At 44.0% G+C, this 25219-nt stretch carries 23 protein-coding genes and 1 pseudogene; 9 read left to right on the top strand and 15 right to left on the bottom strand.

Going from position 1 to position 25219, the window contains the following annotated elements; translation table 11 throughout:
• Nucleotides 1–14: 14 nt before the first annotated feature.
• Entirely contained in the window at nt 15–611 is a 597-nt protein-coding gene (locus tag QME20_RS05375) for a hypothetical protein (protein ID WP_049587929.1), read from the bottom strand.
• Nucleotides 612–784: 173 nt separating this feature from the next.
• On the opposite strand from QME20_RS05375, the gene QME20_RS05380 reads away from it, so the two are divergent.
• The 3 genes from QME20_RS05380 to QME20_RS05390 all read left to right on the top strand — a co-directional run bounded on the left by QME20_RS05380 (nt 785) and on the right by QME20_RS05390 (nt 3957).
• The gene (locus tag QME20_RS05380; protein ID WP_049587926.1) at nt 785–1906 is read left to right on the top strand and encodes a zinc-binding dehydrogenase; all 1122 of its coding nucleotides are present in this window, start codon (nt 785–787) and stop codon (nt 1904–1906) included.
• A 199-nt stretch (nt 1907–2105) separates the two neighbouring features.
• On the top strand, nt 2106–2927 hold the full coding sequence (gene nei / locus QME20_RS05385) for an endonuclease VIII (protein WP_281715563.1): 822 nt from the start codon (nt 2106–2108) through the stop codon (nt 2925–2927).
• A 94-nt stretch (nt 2928–3021) separates the two neighbouring features.
• Nucleotides 3022–3957, top strand: coding sequence for a helix-turn-helix domain-containing GNAT family N-acetyltransferase (locus QME20_RS05390; RefSeq protein ID WP_281715564.1), 936 nt, complete (start codon nt 3022–3024; stop codon nt 3955–3957).
• 277 nt (nt 3958–4234) lie between these two features.
• Here the strand turns inward: QME20_RS05390 and QME20_RS05395 are convergent, their stop codons facing one another.
• On the bottom strand, nt 4235–5101 hold the full coding sequence (locus QME20_RS05395; protein ID WP_202942125.1) for a DMT family transporter: 867 nt from the start codon (nt 5099–5101) through the stop codon (nt 4235–4237).
• A gap of 145 nt (nt 5102–5246) precedes the next feature.
• Here QME20_RS05395 and QME20_RS05400 point away from each other — a divergent pair, with 145 nt between their 5' ends.
• A complete protein-coding gene (locus QME20_RS05400; RefSeq protein ID WP_004589681.1) occupies nt 5247–6152 on the top strand; it encodes a LysR substrate-binding domain-containing protein in 906 nt (301 codons plus the stop codon).
• A 236-nt stretch (nt 6153–6388) separates the two neighbouring features.
• Here the strand turns inward: QME20_RS05400 and QME20_RS05405 are convergent, their stop codons facing one another.
• The 5 genes and pseudogenes from QME20_RS05405 to QME20_RS05425 form a co-directional block, all read right to left on the bottom strand.
• Nucleotides 6389–6580 carry a hypothetical protein gene (locus QME20_RS05405; RefSeq protein WP_281715565.1) on the bottom strand — a complete coding sequence of 64 codons (192 nt, stop codon included), beginning with the start codon at nt 6578–6580 and terminating at the stop codon, nt 6389–6391.
• A gap of 226 nt (nt 6581–6806) precedes the next feature.
• Nucleotides 6807–8972 carry a M3 family metallopeptidase gene (locus QME20_RS05410; RefSeq protein ID WP_281715566.1) on the bottom strand — a complete coding sequence of 722 codons (2166 nt, stop codon included), beginning with the start codon at nt 8970–8972 and terminating at the stop codon, nt 6807–6809.
• A 160-nt stretch (nt 8973–9132) separates the two neighbouring features.
• Nucleotides 9133–10302 (bottom strand): sugar efflux transporter, encoded by a 1170-nt coding sequence (locus QME20_RS05415; RefSeq protein ID WP_168534222.1) that lies wholly within the window; start codon nt 10300–10302, stop codon nt 9133–9135.
• A 190-nt stretch (nt 10303–10492) separates the two neighbouring features.
• Nucleotides 10493–10645 (bottom strand): annotated as a pseudogene (locus tag QME20_RS05420) (nitroreductase family protein); the annotation flags it as partial.
• A 152-nt stretch (nt 10646–10797) separates the two neighbouring features.
• A complete protein-coding gene (locus tag QME20_RS05425; protein WP_014977175.1) occupies nt 10798–11166 on the bottom strand; it encodes a hypothetical protein in 369 nt (122 codons plus the stop codon).
• Nucleotides 11167–11498: 332 nt separating this feature from the next.
• On the opposite strand from QME20_RS05425, the gene QME20_RS05430 reads away from it, so the two are divergent.
• Nucleotides 11499–11957 carry a retropepsin-like aspartic protease gene (locus QME20_RS05430; protein WP_281715567.1) on the top strand — a complete coding sequence of 153 codons (459 nt, stop codon included), beginning with the start codon at nt 11499–11501 and terminating at the stop codon, nt 11955–11957.
• Nucleotides 11958–12048: 91 nt separating this feature from the next.
• On the opposite strand, the gene QME20_RS05435 is transcribed toward QME20_RS05430, so the two are convergent.
• The 3 genes from QME20_RS05435 to QME20_RS05445 all read right to left on the bottom strand — a co-directional run bounded on the left by QME20_RS05435 (nt 12049) and on the right by QME20_RS05445 (nt 13583).
• Nucleotides 12049–12459, bottom strand: coding sequence for a hypothetical protein (locus QME20_RS05435; RefSeq protein WP_281715568.1), 411 nt, complete (start codon nt 12457–12459; stop codon nt 12049–12051).
• A 267-nt stretch (nt 12460–12726) separates the two neighbouring features.
• Nucleotides 12727–13035 carry a hypothetical protein gene (locus tag QME20_RS05440; RefSeq protein WP_075176947.1) on the bottom strand — a complete coding sequence of 103 codons (309 nt, stop codon included), beginning with the start codon at nt 13033–13035 and terminating at the stop codon, nt 12727–12729.
• Nucleotides 13035–13583: a YaeQ family protein gene (locus tag QME20_RS05445; RefSeq protein WP_014979959.1), complete on the bottom strand. Its 549-nt coding sequence runs from the start codon at nt 13581–13583 to the stop codon at nt 13035–13037. Before QME20_RS05445 ends, QME20_RS05440 begins: the two co-directional genes overlap by 1 nt.
• Nucleotides 13584–13696: 113 nt before the next feature.
• On the opposite strand from QME20_RS05445, the gene QME20_RS05450 reads away from it, so the two are divergent.
• Nucleotides 13697–13948 carry a hypothetical protein gene (locus tag QME20_RS05450; protein WP_281715569.1) on the top strand — a complete coding sequence of 84 codons (252 nt, stop codon included), beginning with the start codon at nt 13697–13699 and terminating at the stop codon, nt 13946–13948.
• A gap of 185 nt (nt 13949–14133) precedes the next feature.
• Here QME20_RS05450 and QME20_RS05455 read toward each other — a convergent pair whose 3' ends face one another.
• Nucleotides 14134–15042 (bottom strand): hypothetical protein, encoded by a 909-nt coding sequence (locus QME20_RS05455; RefSeq protein WP_281715570.1) that lies wholly within the window; start codon nt 15040–15042, stop codon nt 14134–14136.
• Nucleotides 15043–15347: 305 nt separating this feature from the next.
• Here QME20_RS05455 and add point away from each other — a divergent pair, with 305 nt between their 5' ends.
• Both add and QME20_RS05465 read left to right on the top strand, forming a co-directional pair.
• Complete coding sequence (add, locus tag QME20_RS05460; RefSeq protein WP_239241133.1) at nt 15348–16343, top strand: adenosine deaminase; 996 nt, start codon at nt 15348–15350, stop codon at nt 16341–16343.
• Nucleotides 16344–16484: 141 nt separating this feature from the next.
• Entirely contained in the window at nt 16485–17915 is a 1431-nt protein-coding gene (locus QME20_RS05465; protein ID WP_281715571.1) for a glycoside hydrolase family 28 protein, read from the top strand.
• A gap of 85 nt (nt 17916–18000) precedes the next feature.
• Here the strand turns inward: QME20_RS05465 and QME20_RS05470 are convergent, their stop codons facing one another.
• The 4 genes from QME20_RS05470 to QME20_RS05485 all read right to left on the bottom strand — a co-directional run bounded on the left by QME20_RS05470 (nt 18001) and on the right by QME20_RS05485 (nt 23552).
• Complete coding sequence (locus QME20_RS05470) at nt 18001–18570, bottom strand: class GN sortase (protein WP_281715572.1); 570 nt, start codon at nt 18568–18570, stop codon at nt 18001–18003.
• Between the two features lie 43 nt (nt 18571–18613).
• The gene (locus QME20_RS05475) at nt 18614–20797 is read right to left on the bottom strand and encodes a marine proteobacterial sortase target protein (protein WP_281715573.1); all 2184 of its coding nucleotides are present in this window, start codon (nt 20795–20797) and stop codon (nt 18614–18616) included.
• A gap of 203 nt (nt 20798–21000) precedes the next feature.
• Nucleotides 21001–21696, bottom strand: a complete 696-nt coding sequence (locus QME20_RS05480) for a LytTR family DNA-binding domain-containing protein (protein ID WP_281715574.1) — start codon at nt 21694–21696, stop codon at nt 21001–21003.
• On the bottom strand, nt 21693–23552 hold the full coding sequence (locus QME20_RS05485) for a histidine kinase (protein WP_281715575.1): 1860 nt from the start codon (nt 23550–23552) through the stop codon (nt 21693–21695). Before QME20_RS05485 ends, QME20_RS05480 begins: the two co-directional genes overlap by 4 nt.
• A 200-nt stretch (nt 23553–23752) precedes the next feature.
• Here QME20_RS05485 and QME20_RS05490 point away from each other — a divergent pair, with 200 nt between their 5' ends.
• Nucleotides 23753–25195 (top strand): serine hydrolase domain-containing protein, encoded by a 1443-nt coding sequence (locus tag QME20_RS05490; protein ID WP_281715576.1) that lies wholly within the window; start codon nt 23753–23755, stop codon nt 25193–25195.
• Nucleotides 25196–25219: the final 24 nt, after the last annotated feature.

Raw genomic sequence — 25219 nt, forward strand, 5'->3', positions numbered from 1 at the left:
AGTTTCAGCCTCAGTCAGTCTTTGTAGCCCCATGGCGTACTGGGAACAGAGACTGTGTTATCGATATCGAAATCAACCTGTACTTCGCGCGCAGGGCGAATCAATCGATAGCTAAAGCGGTTCGAGTAAATCATTATTTGCCACTCGTTATCGGTGGATGCTGCTATCCCAGATTCTATAAATAATGCTTTTGAGTAGGCGTCTGCGGGGAATGACTGAACTTGGGCGTACCCTTCATCTACCGTGTGCCCGCCGTACATGGTAGATGAATGGAAACTGCCGTCTTTATTTCTGTGGTCGTGTTTTAACAAAAGGCCAGCGCCAGTCTTTGTTAATATCCAGGTGCGGGACGCGTCGTCACCCACATGAAAAGGTATCTGAATTTCTGAGTCTGTGCACTTTCGTACGTGCATAACAAGTTCTGCATCACCGAAGGTATTACCTACATTATCTTTACTCACCTTCCCTTGAAACGCTTTACCGCAGAGCGCTTTTATAGAATTAAAAAACGCGTCGTGGGTAGGAATTGAGACCAAAGGTGCAGCTTTACCAAACCCCACATCGCTTATTCCGATTAGTCCTAGTAAGAGGTAGATACAATGTCTTTTCATTTTTTATTCGCTATTACAGGTCGATACACGCTTTGCAGTGTAACTCATCTAAATTATCGGGTGTATCAACCATCGAAACGCATATGTATTCGAAATATAAATACTGCTGATAGTGGCGGCGTGTTAGCTTGACAATACATACAGCGTTTAATTTTTAGGGCACGAGAGTCAATATGAATAAATCTAAACAACTATTTACGCTAATTACATCAGAAGGTGAGCTTCAGGTATCGCTAAAAGAGGTAGATGTTCCAGAGCCGAAGCCGCACGAAGTGATAGTGCGTATGGAAGCATCTCCTATTAACCCGTCAGACATGTGGCCTATGTTTGGTCCAGCAAGCCTAGATAAAGCGACCTTCGATACAGATAAAAGTGCGTTGGTTGCGCCGGTGCATAAGCCTTTGTTAAATCGTATTAAGTCGCGTTTAGACCAGACGTTGCCTATCGGAAACGAAGGTGCAGGTACGGTTGTTAAAGCGGGTGATAGCCCGGAGGCACAAGCTTTAATGGGCAAAACCGTATCTATTCTTACTGGCGCAGCTTATACAGAGTATGCATGCGTGCCCGTGCAGGCATGTTTACCTCACATAGATAGCACAACGCCACAACAAGCAGCGTCGTCATTCGTTAACCCACTGACCGCGCTAGGTATGGTTGAAACCATGCGTATGGAAGGCCACAAAGCGCTAGTACATACCGCAGCGGCATCGAACCTTGGGCAAATGCTGAACAAGATTTGTTTAGAGCAGGGCGTAGAGCTTGTAAATATTGTTCGCAGCCAAAAACAGGTGGATATGCTTAAAGAGATCGGCGCGAAAGTTGTGCTTGACTCAAGTAGCGAGAATTTCAAAGCTGAACTTTATCAAGCCATAGACAGCACGGGCGCAACCCTAGCGTTTGACGCCATTGGCGGCGGTGAGCTTGTTAGCGATATCCTTACCATGATGGAAGCGTCGGGCAGTAAAGATGCAAAAGGATTTAACACTTACGGCTCTGACAGCAATAAACAAGTGTATATCTACGGCGGCTTAGATTTCTCTCCGACAATTCTAAACCGCGCTTACGGTATGACGTGGAGCATTGGTGGCTGGTTACTAATGCGCTTCTTAGGCAAGCTTGATAAGAAACGCGTAGGCGAGCTATATCAAAAAGTGGCGATGGAAATTAACACTACCTTTGCGTCGTCTTACACCAAAGAACTGAGTCTTGAGGAGGCATTACAGCCTGAGAATGTAGCGCTTTATAACGCTAAAAAGACCGGTGAAAAATATCTGATTGTGCCAAACAAAGGCTAATCAGCGCAGCGTTTAAATACAGCAATTTCAGCTAAACTTTGATTAATAAAAGGGTCTGTTGATCTTTGATGTACAAACTTCGGTTTAAAGTACATCAAAGGGCTACAGCCCTTTTTTTTATTCGCTATTATTCAGCTGCAAAGAAGCTGAAAATGATGCGAAGTAACCAGTAACCGAGATAAAAGGTATTTGAGACAACATGCCTGAAGGTCCCGAAATTCGTCGTGCTGCAGACAAAGTCGAAGCAGTAATTAAAGATACTTCCTTAGAAAAAGTAGAGTTTGGACTAGCTCAGCTAAAACCCTATGTTAAACAGCTAGAAGGCGAGAAAGTCTTGCGCATGGAAACCCGTGGCAAGGCGCTAATTACCCATTTTAGCAATGGGCTCTCTATGTATTCACACAATCAACTCTATGGCGTGTGGCATACCTGTAAACGCAACGAAATACCGGGTACTACCCGCCAGCTAAGGGTAGGGCTTCATACCGAAACACACAGTGCTATTTTATATAGTGCGTCTGACATTAGCATTTGGCCAACACAAACTATTCATGAACACCCTTTTTTACAAAGAGTTGGACCCGATGTACTCAACAATTCGGTGTCAGAAGAAATGGTATTAGAACGACTACGTTCAAAAGCGTTCTACAATCGCGCGCTAAGCGGCTTATATTTGGATCAGCGCTTTATGGCAGGACTAGGGAATTACCTTCGCAGCGAAATTCTATTTGCTGCAGGTGTTCACCCATCACTTAAACCTTCTCAGATAGGTGATGATCAGCTGCGCAGCTTGGCACATCACACCTTAGCAATATGCAAACGCAGCTATGAAACCGGTGGCTATACCGTGTACACAGAACTACGCGAAGTGCTTGAAGCAAAAGGCGTTAACTTTGAAGGTACGCGGTTTATGGTGTTCGACAGGGAAGAGCAGCCTTGTAGAGTCTGCGCCACTACAATAAAACGCCAAACGTATAACGGGCGGCGCCTTTATTGGTGTAGCCAGTGCCAGGCGAAGTAATCTACCCCAATTTTTTATGATCAATAAATAATCTGTTTGACTTATTTCCAATTACGATTAATTTTATCCGTAACTGGTTACGGAGTTTTGTGAAGTGAAGTCATTTAATGAATTGGGGCATATTGCATTAGGTACTGCCTTACGTCAGTTAGCCGCGCAGGTGTCAAAGGATGCAGAAAATACTTATGCGAAATTTGGATTTGCGATAGAGCCAAAGTGGTTTCCAGTATTTTACGTGCTCGCGTCAAAAGGTGCTGATTCCGTCGTGAATATCGCTAAAGAGATAAATCATTCTCACGTGTCGGTGAGTAAAATTGTAAAAGAAATGAAAGCACGCGACCTTATTGAAAGTTATAAATCGAGCGACGATTCGCGGGTTACGCTGGTGGCTTTAAACAGCAAAGCGAAAGCGATGGTACCCCAAATGGAAAAGCAGTGCGATGCCATAGACGCTGCCATGCGCGAGCTAAAAGATGAAACGGGTATCGATTTATGGGAAGCGGTGAGCGTAGTTGAAAGGCATCTTCGATATCGCCCCATAAGTGCGAGAGTGGACGGTGACTCGCCTGATATTAAGGTAGTCGATTATGCGCCAAAGTATCGCGAGGCATTTAAATCGCTCAATGTTGAATGGATAAACAAATACTGGGAGCTCGAAGAGCCCGACTTTAAAGCGCTCGACGACCCTGAAGGCTACATTTTGAATCAGTCGGGTGTGATATTGATTGCGTTAGATAAGGGCGAACCCATAGGCTGCTGTGCACTTATTAAACAAGCTGACGATACGTTTGAACTTGCCAAAATGGCGGTGTCTCCCAAAGCTCAAGGCAAAGGGGTAGGGCTGCTGTTAGGTAAAAGTATTGTCGAAAGAGCGAAAATGATGGGGTTAAAGCGGCTTCATTTAGAGAGCAATTCGGTGCTTAAGCCCGCAATACGTTTGTACGAAAAGATAGGGTTTAAGCATATTAAGGGGGCGTCATCGCCTTACGCGAGATGTGATGTGCAGATGGAGCTTTATTTAAATAAGTAATTGTTACCGTGAAGTGCAGCGATAAGTTGTAACAGCTGTTTTTGCAAAAACGCAATATAGTCCTGACGTTCGTTTGTAGCGAAGTATTTCGGACAGTTTTGATCGAACAGCTTAAGACAGTCTTCTAAATGAGAGTTACTATAGTCACAAAATATCAAATTATTTTCAGTTATAATATTCCAAAAATTAACTAGTTATTATTTATCCCACTTGGGAGTGCAGTTAAACGCTCGTTCCCAAACGCGGTCACGTTGGAAAGTTAGATTAACTTTATCACTTATATCATTTTACTTGTTTGCTTTATCTTTGCTTCTACCTTGGCTAACCAAATCAGCGGAATAATAATTAAAGAAGATCCTATAGCCAAGCTCAGGTCCGGTATTTCATCGAACCACAGCACCCCTACAACTACAGCACCTAATAAGCCAGTGTATTCGGCACTGGAAATTTTACTGGCTTCGATTGCTCTATATACCAATACACATATACCAGCATAAATTAGGATAAAAGTGTTGGAGCCTGTTGCCGTTAACATTGGAGTCCAGTCCCAAGGTTTGCCTTCCCATAACGCCAACCCAAGTGCGGCTGGGATACCTACTAGGTTGGTGAGCATTAAAGTTTGGAACACATTATGATGCTGAGGTAATTTACGAACCAATAAATTATTTACAGCCATAGTCAATGCGACGACAAGGGCGGCAATCGCTGCCCAATTAATTTGGGTTGGTTTGACCACGATAAGTACGCCGATAAAGCCCAAAACAGCAGCAGCAATTGAGTGGCTAGTCAGCTTTTCCTGAAACAATATCATGGCTAACGGCAGCATAAGCAAAGGCGCTGTATAGAAAATAGCATTTACGGTAGCTAACGGTAGAGCGCCCAGAGCGAATACCATAAATATTGCCCCTAATAACCAAATGTGGCCACGTATGAAGTGCCATTTGAGGCCAGCGAAGAGGCTTTGTTTATTACTGAGTAGACAAAATGGAAATAAAATCAGCACTGCGGTCAATTGACGAAATAATACAAATTGGTATGTGGCAGTATCTGCTGGCAGAGTTTTTATCAAAGCGTCAGAAAAAACACCAATTATATTTCCGATGATAAGTAATGTCATCGCGAGTCCAACAGTTATTTTGGGCATTTCATTACTCCTGCTACATTCTAGAAAATGTCAATGGAACTGAATTAACAGAGTTACGTTTGTAAAACAGTTATATGATTAGCGTATTCCATACCTTATATGATGTATAATGTTTAAAATGTTTTTAGTATGAGCTAAATTTATAATGAAGTTGCCTCCTTTACGTGCCCTGCAATGCTTTGAAGCTGTTGCGCGACTTAATAGCTTTTCCAAAGCTGCTGAGCACCTCAATGTGACTCAAAGTGCGGTTAGTCACCAAGTTCGATTACTCGAAGACTATTTGGGTGAAACTCTGTTTAACCGACAGGGGCGTTCTTTTTCCTTGACTAAGGTCGGGGAACGTTACTTTGAAGAAGTGACTAACTCATTAGGAAATCTATCAAATGCCAGTCAAATGATACGTCACGGGAAATCAGGCAATCTTCGTTTGGCTTTATATAGCTCTGTGGCGGTGAACTGGTTGATACCGAAGTTAGAAGATTTTAGAAATCAGCACCCAGAAATAGAAATAACTTTAAATATGGTCGGGGATCAACCGGATTATAATGACCAATTTGCGGATTGTTTTATTACAACGAATCCACCGGAACGTAACTTTGTCAATCAATTCATGTTTACTGAAAAACTTTATCCAGTGTGTGGAAAAAAGCTTTGGCAGCAGTTAAGAAATAAGCCTCTACCTGATTCATTATGGCAACACCCGTTGTTATCAGTACAATACTCAGATACAAATGAAAGTCTTGGTGACGACTGGTTACGTTGGTGTATGAGTGGTAAATTTGAATTACCTAAAGATGTCAAAATTAATCAATTTAGTCATGTCTTACTTGCCGCTGAAGCGGCTCGATATAATTTGGGAATTACCCTCATTAATAATTACATGATGGATGATCAGGATCGCCAGCAAAGTCTTGTGCGCATACCTATGCACGAGCTTATTACCGGAGATAACTTCTATTTTGTCTATAAGGAAACACGAGCTAGGCAACCTGATATTATGAAATTAGGTCGTTGGCTTAAACAGCAGTGTTATGAACTGGAATCAGCTTAGCTATTTAAATCAGAGTTGAAGGTGAATACACTTACTCAGATAAGTAGCCACACAACACCACGGTCACTGTTTTGGTTTAACTGGAGGTTCGATACTGTTGCCAAAACGGATAACTCTCGGCTTTCAATAAAATAATAAAAAGCTGAGACGCATTCAGTCCATTCTTGCCAAAAGACGAGTGTGCGCCTTGTTAACCGCACACTCAAATTTTCACTTAAATATTCACTCAAAAACTCTCAGGCACAGAAAGTATCATTACTTTCTTTGTGAGTAATAATGCTGCTCTCTGCCTTCATCTCTTCAATATGAGCCATGGTTTGCTGTTTTAAATCGTTGAGCAATGCCTGAAAAAATTCAAGCTGCTCATCGTTCATATAGTCGTCTTCACTGGTGGCAAGAAGCGATTCTTTAGTCAACGTTTTACTCATTTCAGCTCCACTAAGACTCGATGAAACCAGCCAAAAACCTGATTATAGTGTGTCTCGCCATACAAACGCAGGAATTGTTTTGTATGCTGATCCTTCATGTTCGAAAGCGCCGCTATCCGTTATTCTAAAAACGCTTTGTCTAACGTTATGCCACAATCGCGGACAATACAGTTTGGCCATTCAACGAAGTTAGACGGTATTACCGGTGAATTCATGAGGCCTCCTGTTAGTCAATTTTGGTTTTAAGCCCTCTGCGAATAAGCAGAGCATCTGTTGTTGGCGCTTTTCCTCGGAATGCTTTATAAGACTCCATCGGGGGACGAGAATTGCCGGTAGATAAGATTTCCTTTCTATATTTCATACCGTTTTCTAACTTTAATCCGCCGAGTTCTTGCATATAAGCAAAGGCATCAGCAGCTAAAATTTCACTCCACATATAGGCATAGTAGCCAGCGGAATAGCCGCCACCCATTGAATGTGCAAAGAATGCTGACTTATAACGAGGTGGTACATAAGACAAGCCAACATTATGTTTATCGAGAGCTTGGGCTTCAAAGGCTTGGACATCTTCAGGCGCCTGCTCGGCAGAGATAGAATGCCACTCCATATCAAGCAGTGCCGCAGACATATATTCCAATGTGTCATAACCCATATTGAATGTACGTGAACGAATCACCTTTTCCAGCAGAGCGTCTGGAATAGGCTCTCCAGTTTCATAGTGCTTGGCATAGTTTGCAATAACTTCAGGGTGGGCTGCCCAGTCTTCTTCGAAGGTAGAAGGGAACTCTACATAGTCTCGCGAGACAGATGTACCGGCCAACGTTGGGTAATTTACGTCTGACAGCATGCCGTGAAGTCCGTGACCCATTTCATGGAACATGGTAGTCACATGATCGTAACTGACTAATGTAGGCTCGCCATCAGGCGCTTTGTTTATGTTCATTACATTAACCACAACAGGCTTTTGCGAGAGCAATTTCGACTGTCCTACGAACGAACTCATCCAAGCTCCACCGCGTTTACCTTTGCGAGAAAAGTAGTCGGCATAAAAAATCGCTAAACTGTCACCATTTATATCAAACAGCTCGTAAGCCTTTACATCAGGGTGGTAAACCGGCAAATCTGGACGGGGCTTGAAGCGCACTCCGTACAATTTATTCATAGTGAAAAATACGCCATCTTCAAGCACGCGATTAAATTCGAAGTATTGTTTCACCTCGTTTTCATCTAGCTCGTATTTAGCTTGTCTTACCTTTTCTGCGTAGAAAGCCCAATCCCAAGGTTTTAGTTCGAAGTTATTACCTTCCGCTTCAATCATTGCTTTAATGTCAGCGGCTTCTTTTTCAACGTTTTTAAGCACAGCGGGCACCATACTGCCTAGCATGTCGTATACAGCGCTTGGCGAACCGGCCATTTGTTTGTCTAGGCTGTAGGCCGCCCAGCTATCAAATCCAAGCAATGCTGCTTTTTGTGCGCGCAGTCCTGCCAATCGGCTAATAATTTTGGTGTTGTCGTATTCCCCAGATTGGTTTCGGTATGCTGATGCTTCCCACACTTGCTGGCGAAGTGCTCTATTTTCTAGTGAAGTAAGGACAGGTTGACGAGTAGTGTTCGTGATACTTAGAAGATACTTGCCTTCTTTATCAGCAGCTTTAGCAGCATCTGATGCGGCCTTTATTTGGCGCTCTGACATCCCTGACAGCTGCTCTACGTCATTCACTACCACCGCAATTTCAGATGACTCTGCCAGTAGGTTTTGAGAAAACTGCGTGGTTAAGGTTGAATGTTCTTCGTTTATTTCACGTATCTTCTGTTTATCTGATTCATTGAGTTTAGCGCCAGCGCGAACAAAATCAGAGTAATACACTTCGAGTAGTCGGGTTGATTCAGTATCTAACTCCAACTCGTCGCGCTGGTTGTATAGTGTTTCAATACGCTTAAAAAGCGCACTATTTAAATTAATGGTATCGCTGTGAGCCGCCAGCTTTGGCGCTAGAATTTTTTGGATTTCTCTGCGTTCAGGCGAGCTACCTGTTCCTACTAAGTTGAAAAATACTCGGCTAGTTCTGGCGAGTAAACTTCCGCTTTTTTCAAGCGCTAGCAACGTATTGTCGAAGGTGGGAGCGTCAGGGTTAGACGCTATTTTTTCTACTTCTTGTAAGTGCTGTTCCATTCCTTTTTCAAATGCAGGAATGAAATGCTCGTCCTTTATCAAATCAAATTGCGGCGCGCCGTAAGTCAGTGAACTTGCCATAAATAAAGGGTTCGTCTGCTCTGCTTTTACTGAGTCAGTCTGCGTTGTAGCAGTCTTATTCATTGTTGACACCTGTTCGGTGCAGCCTGTTGCCAAAAGTATAGAAGATATCGTGGCTGAAATAAGGAGCTTTTTCATAGGGTTCCTAAATTTTTAGGGTAATTAACTGTCTGTGAGTGTAATGTTATGTTGTAACAATTGTCAATTGTGAGAAAGTGCGAAGAAATTAAAGGAAGCGATAGAAGTGCTGCTGGGGTAAGCCTTAACTAGCGGTCTACTAGTCTTCTTTGCATAAAGCTTAGTGTGCTTCTCGTTTTACAAACATGAACACTAACATCACGTTTAAGCCAAATATAGCAATGCACAACGACCCAATAGTGGCATCTCTGAAGCTAAAGAATTGAGCCACGGTGCCTGCGCCAATGGTGCCTAGCATCATACCCACCCGAGTGGCGTTTGAATAAAACGCTGAAGTAAAACCTGTCAAATCAGGCGCTTGTTGTTGCAGCAAGGTCAATCCAATACCGGCATATAAACCGTAGAATAGGGCATTTAATATTTGAAGCGTTAACAGTTCCCAACTCGCTTGAGAGAAATATACGCCAACGTAAAAGCAACAGCCGAAAATAAATGCCACAGCCATGATACCCGCAGGTGGGAACCGTCGGGCTAATTTGGCTGCTAGCAGCATGGTTGGTATTTCAAGGGCGGCCACAACCCCCATCATTAACCCAGGCAAATTTTCAGGTAACCCCAGTTCATTCATTACGTACAAAGGCATGGATGATAAATACATGACATTGCCTGCCATTCCGGCAAGTATGGCTAACCCCACAAGCCAAAACGGCAGTGATAGCGAGCCCTTTAGAGTAGTGTTGAGTGAGTGTTGATTGGCTTTTTGCCCAGGCACAACTTTAACCACAAAAAGCGTCGCAACAACCACGCACGCTATAGCCACAGAAAAGGACGCTGCGAAGCCAAAATTGGCAACCAGCGTAAATGCCAGCGGCGGGCCTACCACCCAAGCGAGAGAGATGGCCGCGCGAACTTTTGAGTTAAATGCGGCTAAGTCGATGTCTTGGTTTTTTGCCCATAATCCTGAAACAGTCAGCATTTGAGACACGGCCCCAGCGCCTACTGACATAAACAATACGCCAGCAAGGAATACGTGCCAAAACTGCTTGCTAAAGATAAAGGCGATCATGGCGATGCCCACGCAAACCATGGTCAGCCCATAAAGGCGATTTGCGTTAAAACCTTTGTCTGCCAAGTGCCCGAGGTACTGACTGATCACCAACCCTGATAGCGTAACGGACACCATATAAATACTTATATAAATAGGCTCAACGTTGATCTCATCAATGAGAAAGTAGCTCATGAGCGGCGTAACAAACGACGATGTTAGGCCAGTTAATAGGCTTAACAGTAAAAAAGGAAGCTGTGGAGAGAATGCGTGACGCGATGTCATGAGGATACGAGCTCCGAGGGACTGTTAGACGTGGTTGACCGAAATTCGTAAAGAAAAGGTCGCAGCCCTTAATAACGAGCGCGCATTATAAGTGCTGCGCATCTCATGTCTATGACAAAGCTTTTATTAGTTATGCCGTTTTAAATACTTGGTTTACCTCATATGCTCAAGCACTGCGCGCTTTTTAAATTTAAAGAAAGCTCGCAATTTCGCTAAGCGACTTTTTTTGCATGGCGTGTGCAGGAATTGTGGCGTTATCCGCCGGATAGCCCGCAATAATAAGTATATAAGCACGCTCGTTATCAGGCCGTTGACAGACTTCGGTTAAAAAGTTCATTTGTTGCCCAGCACGCCCATTATAAAAACCGCGCTCACTAGGGCGTATTGTGTACATCGAAATAGAAAATGGCGTAAACAAGTATGCACAATAAAAAAGCGACTCACTCAGGAAAAGTGAATCGCTTTGGTGAAATACGTTGGTAGTAGAAAACGCTGTTAGTGGCGTTTGAACGGCGGGCGAGTGCCGCGTTTTTGCGTGTCAGTCTGCTCTTCTAGCATTTCAAGTTGGGCAACGTCATACACAGGCATCATGGTTGTCACTCTGCGATACGGTGGCTTGCCGCGCATGATGACTTCTTTCACTTCTACGTATTCAATTGCTTCTTGCCCTACAGATTCCAATTGCGCTACATCGTTCACCGATAAGCTTACAATCTTGCGTTTAAATGGAGGCTTTCCTGAATAATCAACTACTTGTACATCAACCGTTTCATCAGTTGATGATGTCATAGCTTGCGCTGCGTTTGCAGAAAAACCAAGTGAAACAGCCGTAATTAATGAACCCAATACATAGCGTAATTTCATGTCGTGTCCTCTCGTTGACATACTTACCTTTCTACATTGTATGAGCGAAAAAGTTCTAAACAATGACGATTGGTGATAGGTGATTGCTATCACCTAATTGGATATAGAAAATTTGAGTAATCAAGAGGATAGAGAGCAGTTGAAAGAGAAGTTACTGCGTTGAAAACGGAGTGTTTAACGTTGGTGCGGAGTAAATGGTTTTGTGCACTATTATGGTGCTGCGGCACCGTCTGGTATTGTAGAGTTTCGGTAAAATCAATCATTTACCCTTTGGTCTTTATCTTGCTGTCAATCAACACCTATGTAAAGTGTCGACAAAGGGTGTATGTGCGGTGAGTTTAAAATCTAAAATTCCCTTATTTTTTCTGCTAACTTTTTGGTTAGCGTGCACATCTGCCGTGTCAGCGATAGAGCAAAATATTCCTCTTTCACAAAGCAAAGGCGGAACACTGTACCTAGAAGCGACCCTAGAATCGAACATAAAGGCTTCGTTTCTATTAGATACGGGTTCAAGCTTATTAACCCTCAATCAAGCTACGTTCGATGCGCTAACAAGAAATCAAAAGCTTCTTGCCACCAGAACCTCTGCTGCCAGAATGGCAAATGGAAAGATCGTTAAGATATCTCAGTATCAATTAAACTCGGTTCGTATAGGAAATACGTGCGAAGTGGGGCCAGTGGAAGTGGCCGTGCTTCCCAAAGGGAACAATATTTTAGGTATTAATACGTTGCTTAGGGTCGCACCTTTAACTATAACACCAGACGCTGTTATTTTAGCCGGGTGTGAATAGCGTGAATGATTCACTTTTGTTTGATTAAACAGCAATAAAAAAGCGAACCCGAAGGTTCGCTTTTAAATGTGTTTTTCGCTGGAAGTTTAAATTAATCGTCGCACTCGCTAACGTCGCCGCCCATTTGCTCTTTCATTTTTACGCAAGCTTCATAAGCTTTCTTCGCTGCGGCGTCTTTAAATTCGCCTGCTTTCTCAGCTGTTGCGTCGTATGCGTCAGAGGCCATTTTCTTGCCATCTTCATATGCGTCTGAAGCCACCTCTTTGCCATCATCAAAGGCATCAGAAGCCATTTCTTTACCTTCTTCGTAAGCTTCAGAGCTCGCGTCTTTGGTTTTATCCCAAGAATCTGCAGCACTTTCTTTTGCGCTGTCATAGGCGTCTGCTGTCGCTTCGCCCGCTTTTTCCATCTCTTTTTTTACTTCGCTTTTCGTCTCTTCGCTAGACTCAGTACAGCCCATTAAAGACAGTAACAGTGCTAACGCCATTGCTTTAGTTTTCATTGTGAAGCTCCTTTTGCTGGGATAGTGGCTTGTTTCAAGGCCGGTCAACATGGTGTGTTCAAATATCCATTGTAAACGTTCAAAATGCCTGCCGTTTTATTGTCATATTCGGCAAGCTGAATATTCGACGAGACCAGTCTAGCCTACTTACCTGATAAAGTGTAAGTAGACTTTATGAGGAAAAATGAAAGGTTTATAACCAAAAACAAACCTAGCTAAGATTGAGCAAAGAAGTTGGATACCCTGTTCTGCAAAGCGTGATGTGGGTTACTCTTCTGGGCCTTGTGTGGTGAATATAAGATGTCGACGCATATCTTTTAACACTACGCCTTTTTTAAGCAGCGCTGCGCTTAATTTTCGCTGCCACTTCTTTAGCTCGGGCTCCGCGTTTGACACCGCTTCTTCATTTTCGAATTGAAAGCGAAGCAGTAACGACCCGGGGAATTGGTGATACTGAACGTCAAACCAACACTGTTGCATACCATTTAACTCTTCAAGCGCTTGTGCTTCAAGGCTATCGGCTACACTAAAGACCAGTGCTTGCTGTTTGAGTTGAACGGCAGAGAGTTTTTTCATTACAAATGCTTCTCTATAGACACTTCAACGCTCTCGGTGACATCTGCACCTTCAATGGTTAGCCACATTTGCCCATCTTGAATAGTAACCTGTATTTGCATAGAGCGATGAACAGCATTGGCCAAAGTAGTGGCAAGCGACTCTGGCAAAGTAAAAACTGATAAGTTCTTTTTGGTTTGTAGCTTGTTATGTTCTTTCTTCCACCACGCGTCGAAGCTGTTGTCGGCGTAGGAATAAATCATCATTTGTTGGCTTTGATTGCAGCCCTTTTTGATGCGCTGTTCAGAGGGTTGGCCTAACTCAATCCACAGCTCTATTTCATCGCTAAAACTCTTTTGCCATAAATCTGGAACGTCGTCGTCAGACAGCCCTTTGGTAAACTGTAGGCGTTCATGAGCATTAACAATAAACGCAACCACGCGCAGCATCATTCGTTCGTCATTTTCAGAAGGGTGACGGGCAATAGTAAGGTTGTGGTCGTTATAGTAATTGCGATCCATATCCGTTATGGATATGTCAGCTTTAAAAATGGTCGCTTTAAGAGCCATGGTGTTCCTGCTTCGTTCTTAGGAGGCTTGAAGTTAACCCCGTGTGCTATGTAAAAAAATGGCATAGCAAGTTTTGGCGATATAGTAGCAGTAAAAAGCAAATTTCGCTGTAGGTGAGTAGCGCCCAATACAAGTATTTGTCGGTTTATTTATTGGAGCGCGAAATTTCTAGTGAAGCTTCTCGGTCATATTGGACATCGCGCAAAGCGCGGATAACCAAATACAGTGTTTTGCCAGCACCCAGCATCTTCATGCTCAATAAAAAAGGGCAGGTTTTGTTTAGCTATGTTAACCCAGACTTCAAAGTTCGCCCGTCGGCAGACCTAGTTTTAGCGGTTGCGAAAACCCTTAAAAAAGAAATGTAATGTGAATAGCCTTACCAAGGCGTTGTTCTTGGTAAGGCATGCCAAAAGAACGTTATGATATCGAGCACTACTTTTCATCGTGTCTAATATTGATTAAGTTAGATTCGCACGTATTTGACTGTCATAACGAGCTGTACTTAACCATTCACCAAGTCACCCTATCTCAAACTGTAAGGAGTAAGCATTTACACTGAGATCAATGAAGTGATGTGCGCGGCTAGACGTTTAGGTTCAATATAAGTGTCGCCTTTACAGTTGTTTACGACGCTCAATAGCTGAGTAAGTAGGTGCTTATTCGCTACGTTCCGCTGACATATAGCGTGAACGGTATTGAGTTCAAGTGTACTTGCTAAGGCGTACACACCTTTCAAATTGCGATTTATTAGAAGCGTGTTTAACACGCGGTTAGCGGTGTATCGACGCCACGCCATATGAAAGCTGTCGAAATCGCACGTTAAGTCAACACTTAACGCCACACGAAGCGCCCAAGACAATGGGCGAAAGTGTAAAAGATGTTCGGTTAGTAAGAATATTTCAAGTGCGTGGTCAACAAACAGTGACGGCTTCGCAGTATCGCTTAGCTCAATAATGGGGAATAGCCCTTCAGCAGCGAACATAGACTCTACGAATTCAAAGGTGTAATACCCGTTACCATGAAGAGCAAGAAGGCATGTCTCAATCTCATCGAGAAGCGTTTCATCGAGGGTATTAGCAATGTCTTGAAGCATTAGGTTATCTAAAAACTTCGCAATGTTCGGGTAGAGGGCATTAATCTCAGCCCATTTACTTTCTTTTGAATGACGTAAGGCCCTCTGATATTTGAGAACGTCGTCATGCCGTGTTAAATCGATTTGGGTGTGCGATTCGTTTCTCGAATAAATCCATCCTGCCCAAGCTATCATTGGCGAGTCCGCTAATCCAAGTGCGTGGAGGTCATTGAGCGAAGAACCTAATGAGCATACCGCTTCCACCAAGCCATGGGCAGCCTTTACATCATTCCCCATAAAATCGGGTTCTTCTTGCATATGTTCGAATGAATACACGCCATTACGCCAGCCTGCTAAATAGCAGCCTTCTATACATTTTCCGCACATGACTGTGCTCCTGTTAGTGTTTTTTGGTGATAACGAAGAGGCCTGTTGCTCTTTGGTGGTATTTAGCCTGTATGACAAGGCGCACGCCAACGAGCAACTGGCTCGTTGCTACTGAAAGTTATGAAAAGTAATCAAGAAAAGCATCAATAGAGTGAAGTTAGATGCCAAGAGCGAACTTAAAACAAATTTTGTTTCAAAAAAAGTACTGTTTTGTCCCGCTATAAAAAAGTTATCTTCTGCAAGAATGCGAGGTTTACAGCGCCAAGTGGTATAGTAGGGCTTACGCCTTAACTCATCGTATTTCTATGATAAATAAAAACTTTCCATTACTTGATTTACATCGTCATTTAGATGGCAATGTGCGTCTGCAAACCATTCTGGAGCTTGGTCAGCAATTTAACATTTGTTTGCCAGCTTATTCGTTAGAGGGCTTGCGACCGCATGTTCAAGTAATGGAGATCGCCCCCGATTTGGTGTCATTTTTAGATAAGCTTACTTGGGGCGTTAAGGTGTTAGGCAGTCTCGACGCCTGCAAACGGGTGGCGATAGAGAATGTAGAAGATGCGGCTAAGCAGGGTATTGACTACACAGAACTGCGTTTTAGTCCTTATTTTATGGGGGAAAGTCACGGGCTACCAACTCAAGGTGTGGTTGAGGCCGTGATAGACGGTGTAAAAAGCGCAGCTAAAAATCACGATGTTAAAGTTAATCTCATCGGTATTTTGTCGCGTTCTTATGGCGCAAAAGTATGTCAGCATGAGCTAGATTCAATCTTGGCCTGTAAAGCGCATATAACTGCAATTGATTTGGCGGGAGATGAAAAAGGCTTTCCTGGCAACATGTTCATAGAGCACTTTACAAAAGTGCGCCGCGAAGGGCTGCCTATCACAATTCATGCAGGTGAAGCAGTAGGCTCGCAGAGCATTTGGCAAGCCATTAACGACTTAGGTGCTGTGCGGATAGGACACGGTGTTAACGCTATTAATGATGCTAAGCTAATGGACTATTTGCGCGACAACCGTATTGGTATTGAAAGCTGTTTAACCAGCAACGTATTGACGAACACGGTCACATCATTAACAGAGCACCCGTTAACAACCTTTTTGGATCACGGCATACTCGCCTGCCTGAATACCGACGACCCGGCAGTTCAAGGTGTAGAGTTAGATCACGAATTCTCCGTTGCAGCTAAGCAAGCTGGCCTTATGCCTTCTCATATTAAACAAGCGCAAGAGAATGCATTGGCAATTGCTTTTTTAAGTGAAACCGAAAAAGCCGCACTTAAGCGCAAAGTAAACTAATCCGAAAGATAAAAATCGTGCCGTGGTTAAACGGGCAGTAACATTATTTTGATTAATAATGCCACCGGTGGCATTATTGTCGTGATGTGAATATTTTGTTTCTTAAACGTAATCAGTTACGACTTAAATAATGGAGCTTTTATGCTGCGCTTTATACCTGATGTTGACCGTTCTATGAGTAGCTACCCCAGCCGTTTCACACACCGCCGGGCTTTGGGATGGGTGGCGTTTATTGTGACCCTTCTAACTTGTTCCTATGCGTCGGCATCTACTGACGAAGACTGGGAAATTGCTGAACAGATTGTAAATCAGATCCAGCTGCCCACTATTCCAAACGAAAAATTTGTGGTTGATGTGAGTGATACTTCACTAAGTGCAGCGCGAGCGCCAATTCAAAGTGTAATTGACAAGGCTTCGGCTAGCGGCGGCGGTATTGTTGTTGTGCCCAAAGGAACATGGCAAGTAGACGGTCCTATTCGTCTTAAAAGCAAAGTGAACTTGCACCTAGAGGAAGGCGCTACTCTGCTGTTTTCCGGCGACCCTTCGCACTACCTACCGGTGGTTAAAACCCGTTGGGAGGGTACTGAGGTATTTACCTATTCACCGCTAATTTATGCGCTAAATGTGGAAGATGTGGCAATTACAGGTAAAGGTACTATCGACGGAAATGCCCAATCGGCGTTCATTGGCTGGTATGAGAAACAAAATACAGATATGCATGCGCTTCGTAAAATGGGGTTTGATGGCGTTCCAGTAGAGAAGCGTCAGTTCGGAGAAGGGCATTACTTGCGCCCTCCGCTTATTCAGTTTTTCCACGCCAAGCGTGTGCTGCTTGAAGATTATACGGCCCTGAACTCACCGTTTTGGGTTAATCACTTAGTTTATACTTCTCATGCTACGGTAAGACGAGTGAAGGTAGAAAGTCACCTGTACAACAACGATGGGTTAGACATTGAGTCGAGCCAGTTTGTGCTTGCTGAAGATAATCACTTTAGAACCGGTGATGACGGTATCGTTATTAAGTCTGGTAGAGACGCCGACGGTCGAAATATAGGTATACCTAGCAAAGACATTGTTGCGCGAAACAATGATTTAGGCGGGGAAGACGGCATTGGTCTTGGTTCGGAAATGTCTGGCGGCATTAAGCGCGTATTTTTTGAGAACAACATCTTGCATGAAGGCGACTCAGCATATCGCTTTAAGAGTAACTTAGACAGAGGCGGGCGCGTCGAAATGGTTCGAATTAGAGGCAGTAAAGTGGCTTCGTTTAAGCACTTATTCTGGTTCCAGCTAAACTACCCAAGTAATTTACATGGTAATTTTCCGGCTACCTATACCGACATTATTATTGAAGATTTAACGGTAGAAAATGTGGGAACGGTTTTGGAAATTCACGCTCCGGACGCAGCCCCTGTGCACAACGTTAAATTCAAAGACATTAAAATTAAGGAAGCAGAAGAAATTCTTATCCTAGAAAATGCCGACGATATTAGCTTTGAAAATGTCAGCATAGGTGAGCAAATCTGGAACGGCACGTTTTCTTCGCTGCACATAGAATCTATTACTCGCTAGAAAACAGGTTAAACGCGATAGGTTGTTCGCATTGGTCCTTTATTTTCGCCGTAACAAGCGGCTAATTAATTGTAGGCGAACCTATTTAGGTTCGCTGGCTTTCAGTTTCGACCAGCTCAACAACAAGGCGTAAATTACTTTGTGTTGATACCGCATTAAATGGGTAGCAGGTAACTAAATAGAGCTGCTGCCCATTTACATCTACTTTCATTGCCGAGGCAGCATCGACTATCGTCTTCGATACAACCCGATAGGTTACCCACCGTGAGTTCGGCAACTGTAATTGCATAATATCTCTGGCTCTCACCTTCTTTAAGAACGTGAAGTGAGTATCTCTATGCCCGCCAATCACACTACCACCCTGTCCGAGTGGGGGCGAGTCGGTGTGGTGTCCAGGGCCAAATGCAAGGGCGTTTCCCTGTGCGCCTTCTAGTACATACAACTGTGTTTCGCTTTTGGCATGAACCAGCTTGCCCACTGGCCAGGTATCAGACCAACGCCAAGGCTTCTGGTTAGCGCCAGTGGCTAGCGTTTCTTCCCACGAAGATTGAATTAAATATTGCGCCAGTTCAGCTTTCAATAATATCCAGCCAGCTTTGCCAAAACTGGCTGTGGCGATCAAGACTAAGATGATGGTAAAAGCGTATTTAATCATTGTTTGTCCAAGCCATATTAAGTCAAAAAATAAAGAAATGAGCCTAAGGTGCTAACCTCGTTCCCCCTTTGTTTCGCAAAAAGGCGATGCTGTGAAAAAGCGACAATAAAAGCATGGCAATCATGCCTAATACGACATGTTCAGATACACCCGCTGCGGTTTGGGGGTAACTGATTTGTCTGAATTGCGTTCCCTGTGGCATTAAGTTTCTTACGTTTTCGGTGGAAGACGGTATGCGCTGTGTATTTGCTATTTTTTCTTCAATAGCAACGAAGCTGGTGAACTCTGTTATAAGTTTATGGGGCAGGGCTACAGCAAGAATGTCCTGTTTTACTTCATCTACATTTCGCCCTAACGCTTTTTCATCCATTAACGCCGCCACTTTCTTTCTTGCCCACGCAGTCGCTACGCCAAGGTGTTGAGTAGAACCTGTCGACGTTGGTGCTATTGCTACCGAACGGGTCCACTCGCGAGTAGTGCCCTGCTTGTCTACAAGTGCGCCCTGAAGGGTTATTTTTCCGCTTGTACCGGCGTTATGAGGCAGTTTCACATTCAAAAGTAAAGGAACTCCCGCGTATAAATCAGGGATCTTAGAAGGGTAAATCTCTGCTGACTGTGCATAGCCAGCTGGCAGAGTGAGGCTTAAATCACTCAACACAGGGCTTTCTAATTTATAAAGCAAGCTATCCATTTGCTGTTTAATATCTGCCGTATTGCTAACAAATACATAGCTTCCGCGACCAAACTGAGCGGCTCGGGTCATAAAATAGCTATTAGGCGCGCTGCCTATGCCTACTGTAAAAAGGCGCGCATCACCCAGTTCGTTCTTTATTTGCGAGAACAATGCAGCTTCATTGCCTACCGCCCCATCGGTGATAAAGACAACTTGTTTTATATAGTTTTCAGCTGTCGTGCGTTTAAGTGCGGCATTAAGGGCTGGCGCCATTTCAGTGCCGCCCCCTGCATTGAGGTGCTTTACAAAGTCCCTCGCATATTGCTTGTTTCGTGTTGTTCCCTCTACGGAGGTTTCAAACAAACGCGTGGTATCATTGTTAAATGCAACAACGTTAAATCGGTCTTTCTCACTCAAGCGGTCTATCGCTAATTGTAAACTCTCTTTTGCGTCGACAATCGGGCGACCTCCCATAGAGCCTGACGTGTCGATAACGAAGGTGATATCGCGATCAAAATCCTGTAAATCTTGGCTCTTCACTTGTGGTGGCATTAGCATAACAAGGGCGTAGTCATGCTGACCTTTCGACTCAGTGAAAATAGCTGCTTGTGGTGCACTAGAGGGCGTAGGCTGCCACTCTAGCCAAATGTCTCGGTCCATTTTGATATTGCTTTGATTAAAGGTGACAAGATAATTACCTGTCGATTCTGACCAATTCACACGGTGATTTCTGCTAGTGACGCTATTAAGCGTTAAACCAGTATTTAGTGTTGCGTTGAACGTAAGTTGCGGGCCTTCATTGCCTTCTCTCATAAAAGGCGTGATAGCTCTGGCATCGGGTACCTGATCTGTGGGCTCCCCCCAACCTGTACCTGATATTTCAGCCTCTATATTTTCGTCAAACTGATTTAGCGGAATGCCGGGCGAATAGCGAGGAGTGAGCGTAGTAGGCAAGTGAAAAGTAAATTTTCCATCGCGGTAGTCTACCTGTTGGACATACTGAAGTGTCACCGTTATTTCCTCACCCGGCGCTATATTCGCGACCTGCTGGGTGAATAAATTTGGGCGTTGTTGCTCTGTTAAACTGGCTTTCTTTCCCGCTTTTTTGGCCGCCTCAAATGCTTCTTTCGCTTCTGCCTTCGGCTTAATTTGCCCCCGGATTATTCTGTCTCCTATAAGCATTTCCATAGTGTTAATCGCCGCTTTTTCATTAAGCGGAAAGGTGTAAACGGCATGCTTCCATTCATTACTGGTGTTAGTGAATTTTTGAGAATAGGTAACGTGCGCAATCATGCCATTCACCTGTAAATTTACGTCAGTTGAATGCAATAGGGCGGGGGAAGACTCACCGTCCACGCTTTGCAGCATCAATTCGCCAGACTCAGCGCGACTTAGCGGGCTAACTACTACACCAAGCAAAAAGCAGAGGAAGGAAGTAAGGATAAGCAACCTGTGATTACGCGGCTTGGCTGCATGTTGCCGTTCCCTAAACCAAGATTTGTGAGTATTGGCAGGCGTTAAATAATCCCGTTTGGGTGTTTTGGAAAATAGCATCAGGTAAGCTCGCTTTAGTATCGATACTTACCATTAAACGCCCTGAATAGGGCGAATTGTGAACAGAGATTATGGCAATTTAATGGGCAATGGTGGCGAATAGCAGATTTTAGAAATGAGTCATTTGTTGGTCGAACCAAGGTGGTCGCTGAAGTCCCGCGATATCGGCATAACGAAAAAAGTATGCAGTTTGCACTTTTGTTTTACTGGCCCAGAGCATCAACCAGCGTACTGAATTTAGTTCTTCCTACTGGAACACTCGCGCCAGAGTGCAGGTGTGCAATGTACTTCGCGCCTGAATGTTGTTCAATATGCTTAACTTCATCAAGAGGTAACGCATAAGAGCGATGAACCCGCATAAATCCTTGAGGTAGAATTTGCATTAACTTGTCTAAGTGCTTGTCATGCAATATGGTTTGATTGTCTTTAGTGGTTATTTCACTGTAGTGCCCAGCGGCTTGAATGAATTGAATGTCATCAACTTGAAGAAAACAGAGCACATTGTTTTTGCGATATGACAACCGCTGACATTGGCCCTTAAATTGATGCAGAGAAAAGCGTTCTATCGCTTTACTTATTCTTTCTTGAGTAAATGGCTTACCAATGAAATCAAGTACGCCAAGCTCAAACGCTTCTAAAGCCCTGTCGGTATTCGCTGAAACCACCACGGTGTGATAAGGGGCGGCAAGCTGTTGATGAATTAATGAAAAACCGTCTTTTCCATGCAAATTCAAATCTAGAAAGAGCAAGTCTGTGTCGCGGTTAGACAAATGCTCTTCTGCATCATCGAGGTTGGAAAAGCGATGAATAGTGGTTTTATCGTCGGTACACTGGTCGATAAAACGAGCAAGTCGTTTGGCAACCATGGGTTCATCTTCTACTAGGGTAATATTCATCATAGCGTTTGTAAGGTGATTTGTTCGGTCTGCTCGGCGTGCGCGTTACTTTGCTCACCCGAAACGAACGTTGTTGGAAATGTGAGCTTAGTTACCCAATACTTATCTTCAATAAATTCCACTAGCTTCCAGTTATTACCAAACGCTTCTGTGAGCCGGGCTTTAATATACTTGGTGCCAACACCGGTTCCTTCTTTATTCTCTAATGCTGATGTCTGGTAAGAATAGTGTTGAGTAAGCTGAGCTTTAAACAGCAAGGTAGTTGAAGGTCTTTTATTCTTATCATGCTTGGCATTCTCTACGGACACCCCCTGTGCTTCATCCTCTTGTTGTTCAGAAAAGCTAAGACTAAATTGATACTCTCCCGAGCCGTATCTGTTGTGGCTAAACGCATTTTCTATGAGGGTGAGTAATACTCCGGGAGGAATAAGCTGCTGCCCTTTGTTTTCTGACATCTCCGGCTTTTGCAGTGAGAAGTGGGCGTCGAAGCGGTATCCCATAATTTTAAGGTGACTTTCACAAAGGGCGACTTCCTGCTGTAAAGTAATTAAGGCTCTATCGCTTAAGCTGGCCATTTGGCGAAACTCCGATGCTAACGCCTGAATAAACCCAATGGCTTCTTTAGGGGCGACTTCAATCCACTCTTCAATTGCGGTCAGGGTATTAAGAATAAAGTGAGGCTGTAGCTGTTTTTTTATAAGCTCAAGCTGCAGACGCTGGGTGGTAAGCGTTGACTGAGTAAGTGCACGCTGTCTCTCAGCATGGGTTTGGCTTAGCACGAGTAGTAATAAAAGCGCTAAGCCACTAAACGAAACAAAGAAATATTGGTCCATAAACGAAAACCGGTTTATGAGAACGGGTGAAACAAATACCGCTATTCCCATGGTCATTAACCACGCGTACTTCTTCCGTTTATAAATACTGGCCACACCAATAATAAAGCTAATGAGCAAAGACACACTGAACAACAAAAAGCTGCGGTAATCGTAACCATCGAAATATAACAGTACCCCACAACTAGCCATAACCAACACAAGCAAGGTACTGATAAACCAAGTTTTTGAATAGCGGAAGAAAGACAGGAAAAAGAGCGGTAGCACCAGGCTGATAACAAGGGTTAAGCCAAGGACGATTTCCATTCTAAGGATGTGCCACTGGTAGCTGTAACCGAATAGACCTCGCCATGACTCGGCCAAGATTAATAGAATCAGCATGGTGCATAGGCAGCTAAACCACAGGTATGCAGGCTCTTTGAGCGATGAAAAGTACACCACAAATGAATACATGGCGACAAGAACCAAGCCACTTAGCATCATTAATGGCAATCGGATACGCCACTCATTAATGGCGGCAAGAGTTTCGAAGTCGTCTGCAAATACCCAAAATCCACTACTTTGCGCGGTATCTGGACGAAACTCGCTGCTCAGCCTTACCATCACCGTGTTGTCACCAGCATTCAGGCGCTGTGAAGGTAGAATGAATATACTGTCTATTTCACCTGGCAATTCTTTGCTCTCGGCTGTTGCAGGCATGCCGTTATCACCAATGTGATAACCGTTCAAATAAACAGAAAACGCGCCAAGTATAGATACAAACAAGCCTTTAGGCGCACTATTGGTTTGTTGTACACCTTGTGACCCATTTGATGTTGCGTTGAACGCAAGTGTGAACTTGAGCCACCTTACTTCATTAGACAGTTCGATGTCCGACTGGGAGTGAGCCTGCCATCGAGGATCGTTCTCCGCTGGTACTTCCTCTTGCCCAGAATAGAGGATGCTGACCTGAGAAGGAAATGTCAGTGAATGGGTGGGTTGTTCGTGCAAAAGTACAACGCCCCAAATGAGCATTGTCATAAGCATTAAGTAGAACCAATTGAGTTTTTGCACGGGAAGTTAGGGCGTGTTGTTTGTTGTTACTGTTAACACAGTACACAGTTTTTAACTGTTAATGAAGTCGAAGTAATGCACTTTGGGAATGCCTGATGCAGTTTAGGAAATAGGTCGCCGTAAACCGAATAATTGACGCTACATTTGGCTGAAATTTATACGGAGAGTAATTTATGACACCTATCAATAAACTAGTAGCCTTTACCCTTTTACTTTTGTGGTATGCGCCACTTGAAATAGCCCACGCAAATGACAACCAACTGTTGTCTCAAGCAGAACTCAACGAGCTCTTAAAAGAATACAAATTAAGTGGCGTAAGCGTCGCGGTAATCGACGACTTCAATGTTGTCTATTCCGCCACAGCTGGGGAAAAAGTGTTCGGCTCAGGTGATGCCATTAACCAGTCAACGGCCTTTTCTACCGCTTCTATTTCCAAGCCGGTTACCGCGCTACTAGCGGCTATGCTCGAAGAGCAAGGAAAGCTTAGTTTAGACGACTCTGTAGCTAAGTATCTCACCCGCTGGACACTGCAAAAAGAGCAGTTTCCCAACCCAGAGGAAATTACTTTTCGTCGGTTGCTCAGCCACACTGCAGGCACCACACAAAGTGGGTTTGCTGACTATTATAAAGGGGACGTTGTGCCAACGGCTATCGATAGTCTAAATGGAGTAAACGTCCCCCGTTATGACTCGCCCATTAGCTTAGCATTTAAGCCTGGTGAAAGTTGGTCGTATAGCGGCGGTGGCTACGTTATTGTGCAAATTGCGCTGGAAGATCTAACTGGAAAGACATTGCCTGAATTAGCAGAAGAAATGCTATTTAAGCCGCTTAACATGGTTAACACCACAATGTATCAACCTGACAGCCCGCTATTTTTGCAAAATGTGGCAAGCGTTCATCACGACGATTTGAGCGTGATCCAATCAGGATATCCAATTTGCCCGCAAATCGCGCCTTCTGGAATGTGGAGTAATGCTCTTGATATGGCAACATTGATTATCGAAATGCAAAGAGCACTAAATGGCGATGATACAAAGGTAATCTCGCAAGCAGTGGCGCGTAATACTACTCAAATTGAAACCCTTGATGTTGTAGGTGGTTGGGGACTAGGCTGGATGCGTCTTGAGGCTAAAGGCAACCTAGAGTGGTTCTCTCATGGTGGTTCAAACACGGGAACAGGAGGGCAAATCATGGGCACAATGCGCGATGGTAGAGGTATCGCTATATTCGGTAACGGCGGCAACCCTGCTCGAATTCCGGTTATTGAAACAGTTATTGCAACGGTTGTGGAAAAGCTCGACTGGAAGAAAAGCTTGCCCGTGGTAAAGCAACAGGTTCCCCTTGAACTGTTAAATGACTTTGAAGGTAAATATCTTGCAGGCTTTGGAGAATCCATCGAAATCAGCAAGCAGAATAACCAGCTTTTCTACCAAGGAAGACTGTTGCTGTGGAGTCATATCGAAAGTGGGGAGCTTGTTTACCTTGGTGACGGAGAATTTGGTGTGGAAGGTTATCCAAACCGACTTTCTCTTGAAACAGTAAGCGGTAAAAAGCGGCTGAAAGTGTCGCGAAAGGGAAGCGATAAGGTGTCGTATTTTGAATCTGCCCCAGAATAGGGGCAGTAAGATAGACAAGGCGAG

The organism is Alteromonas sp. CyTr2 (assembly GCF_947311905.1).
Lineage (GTDB): Bacteria > Pseudomonadota > Gammaproteobacteria > Enterobacterales > Alteromonadaceae > Alteromonas > Alteromonas macleodii.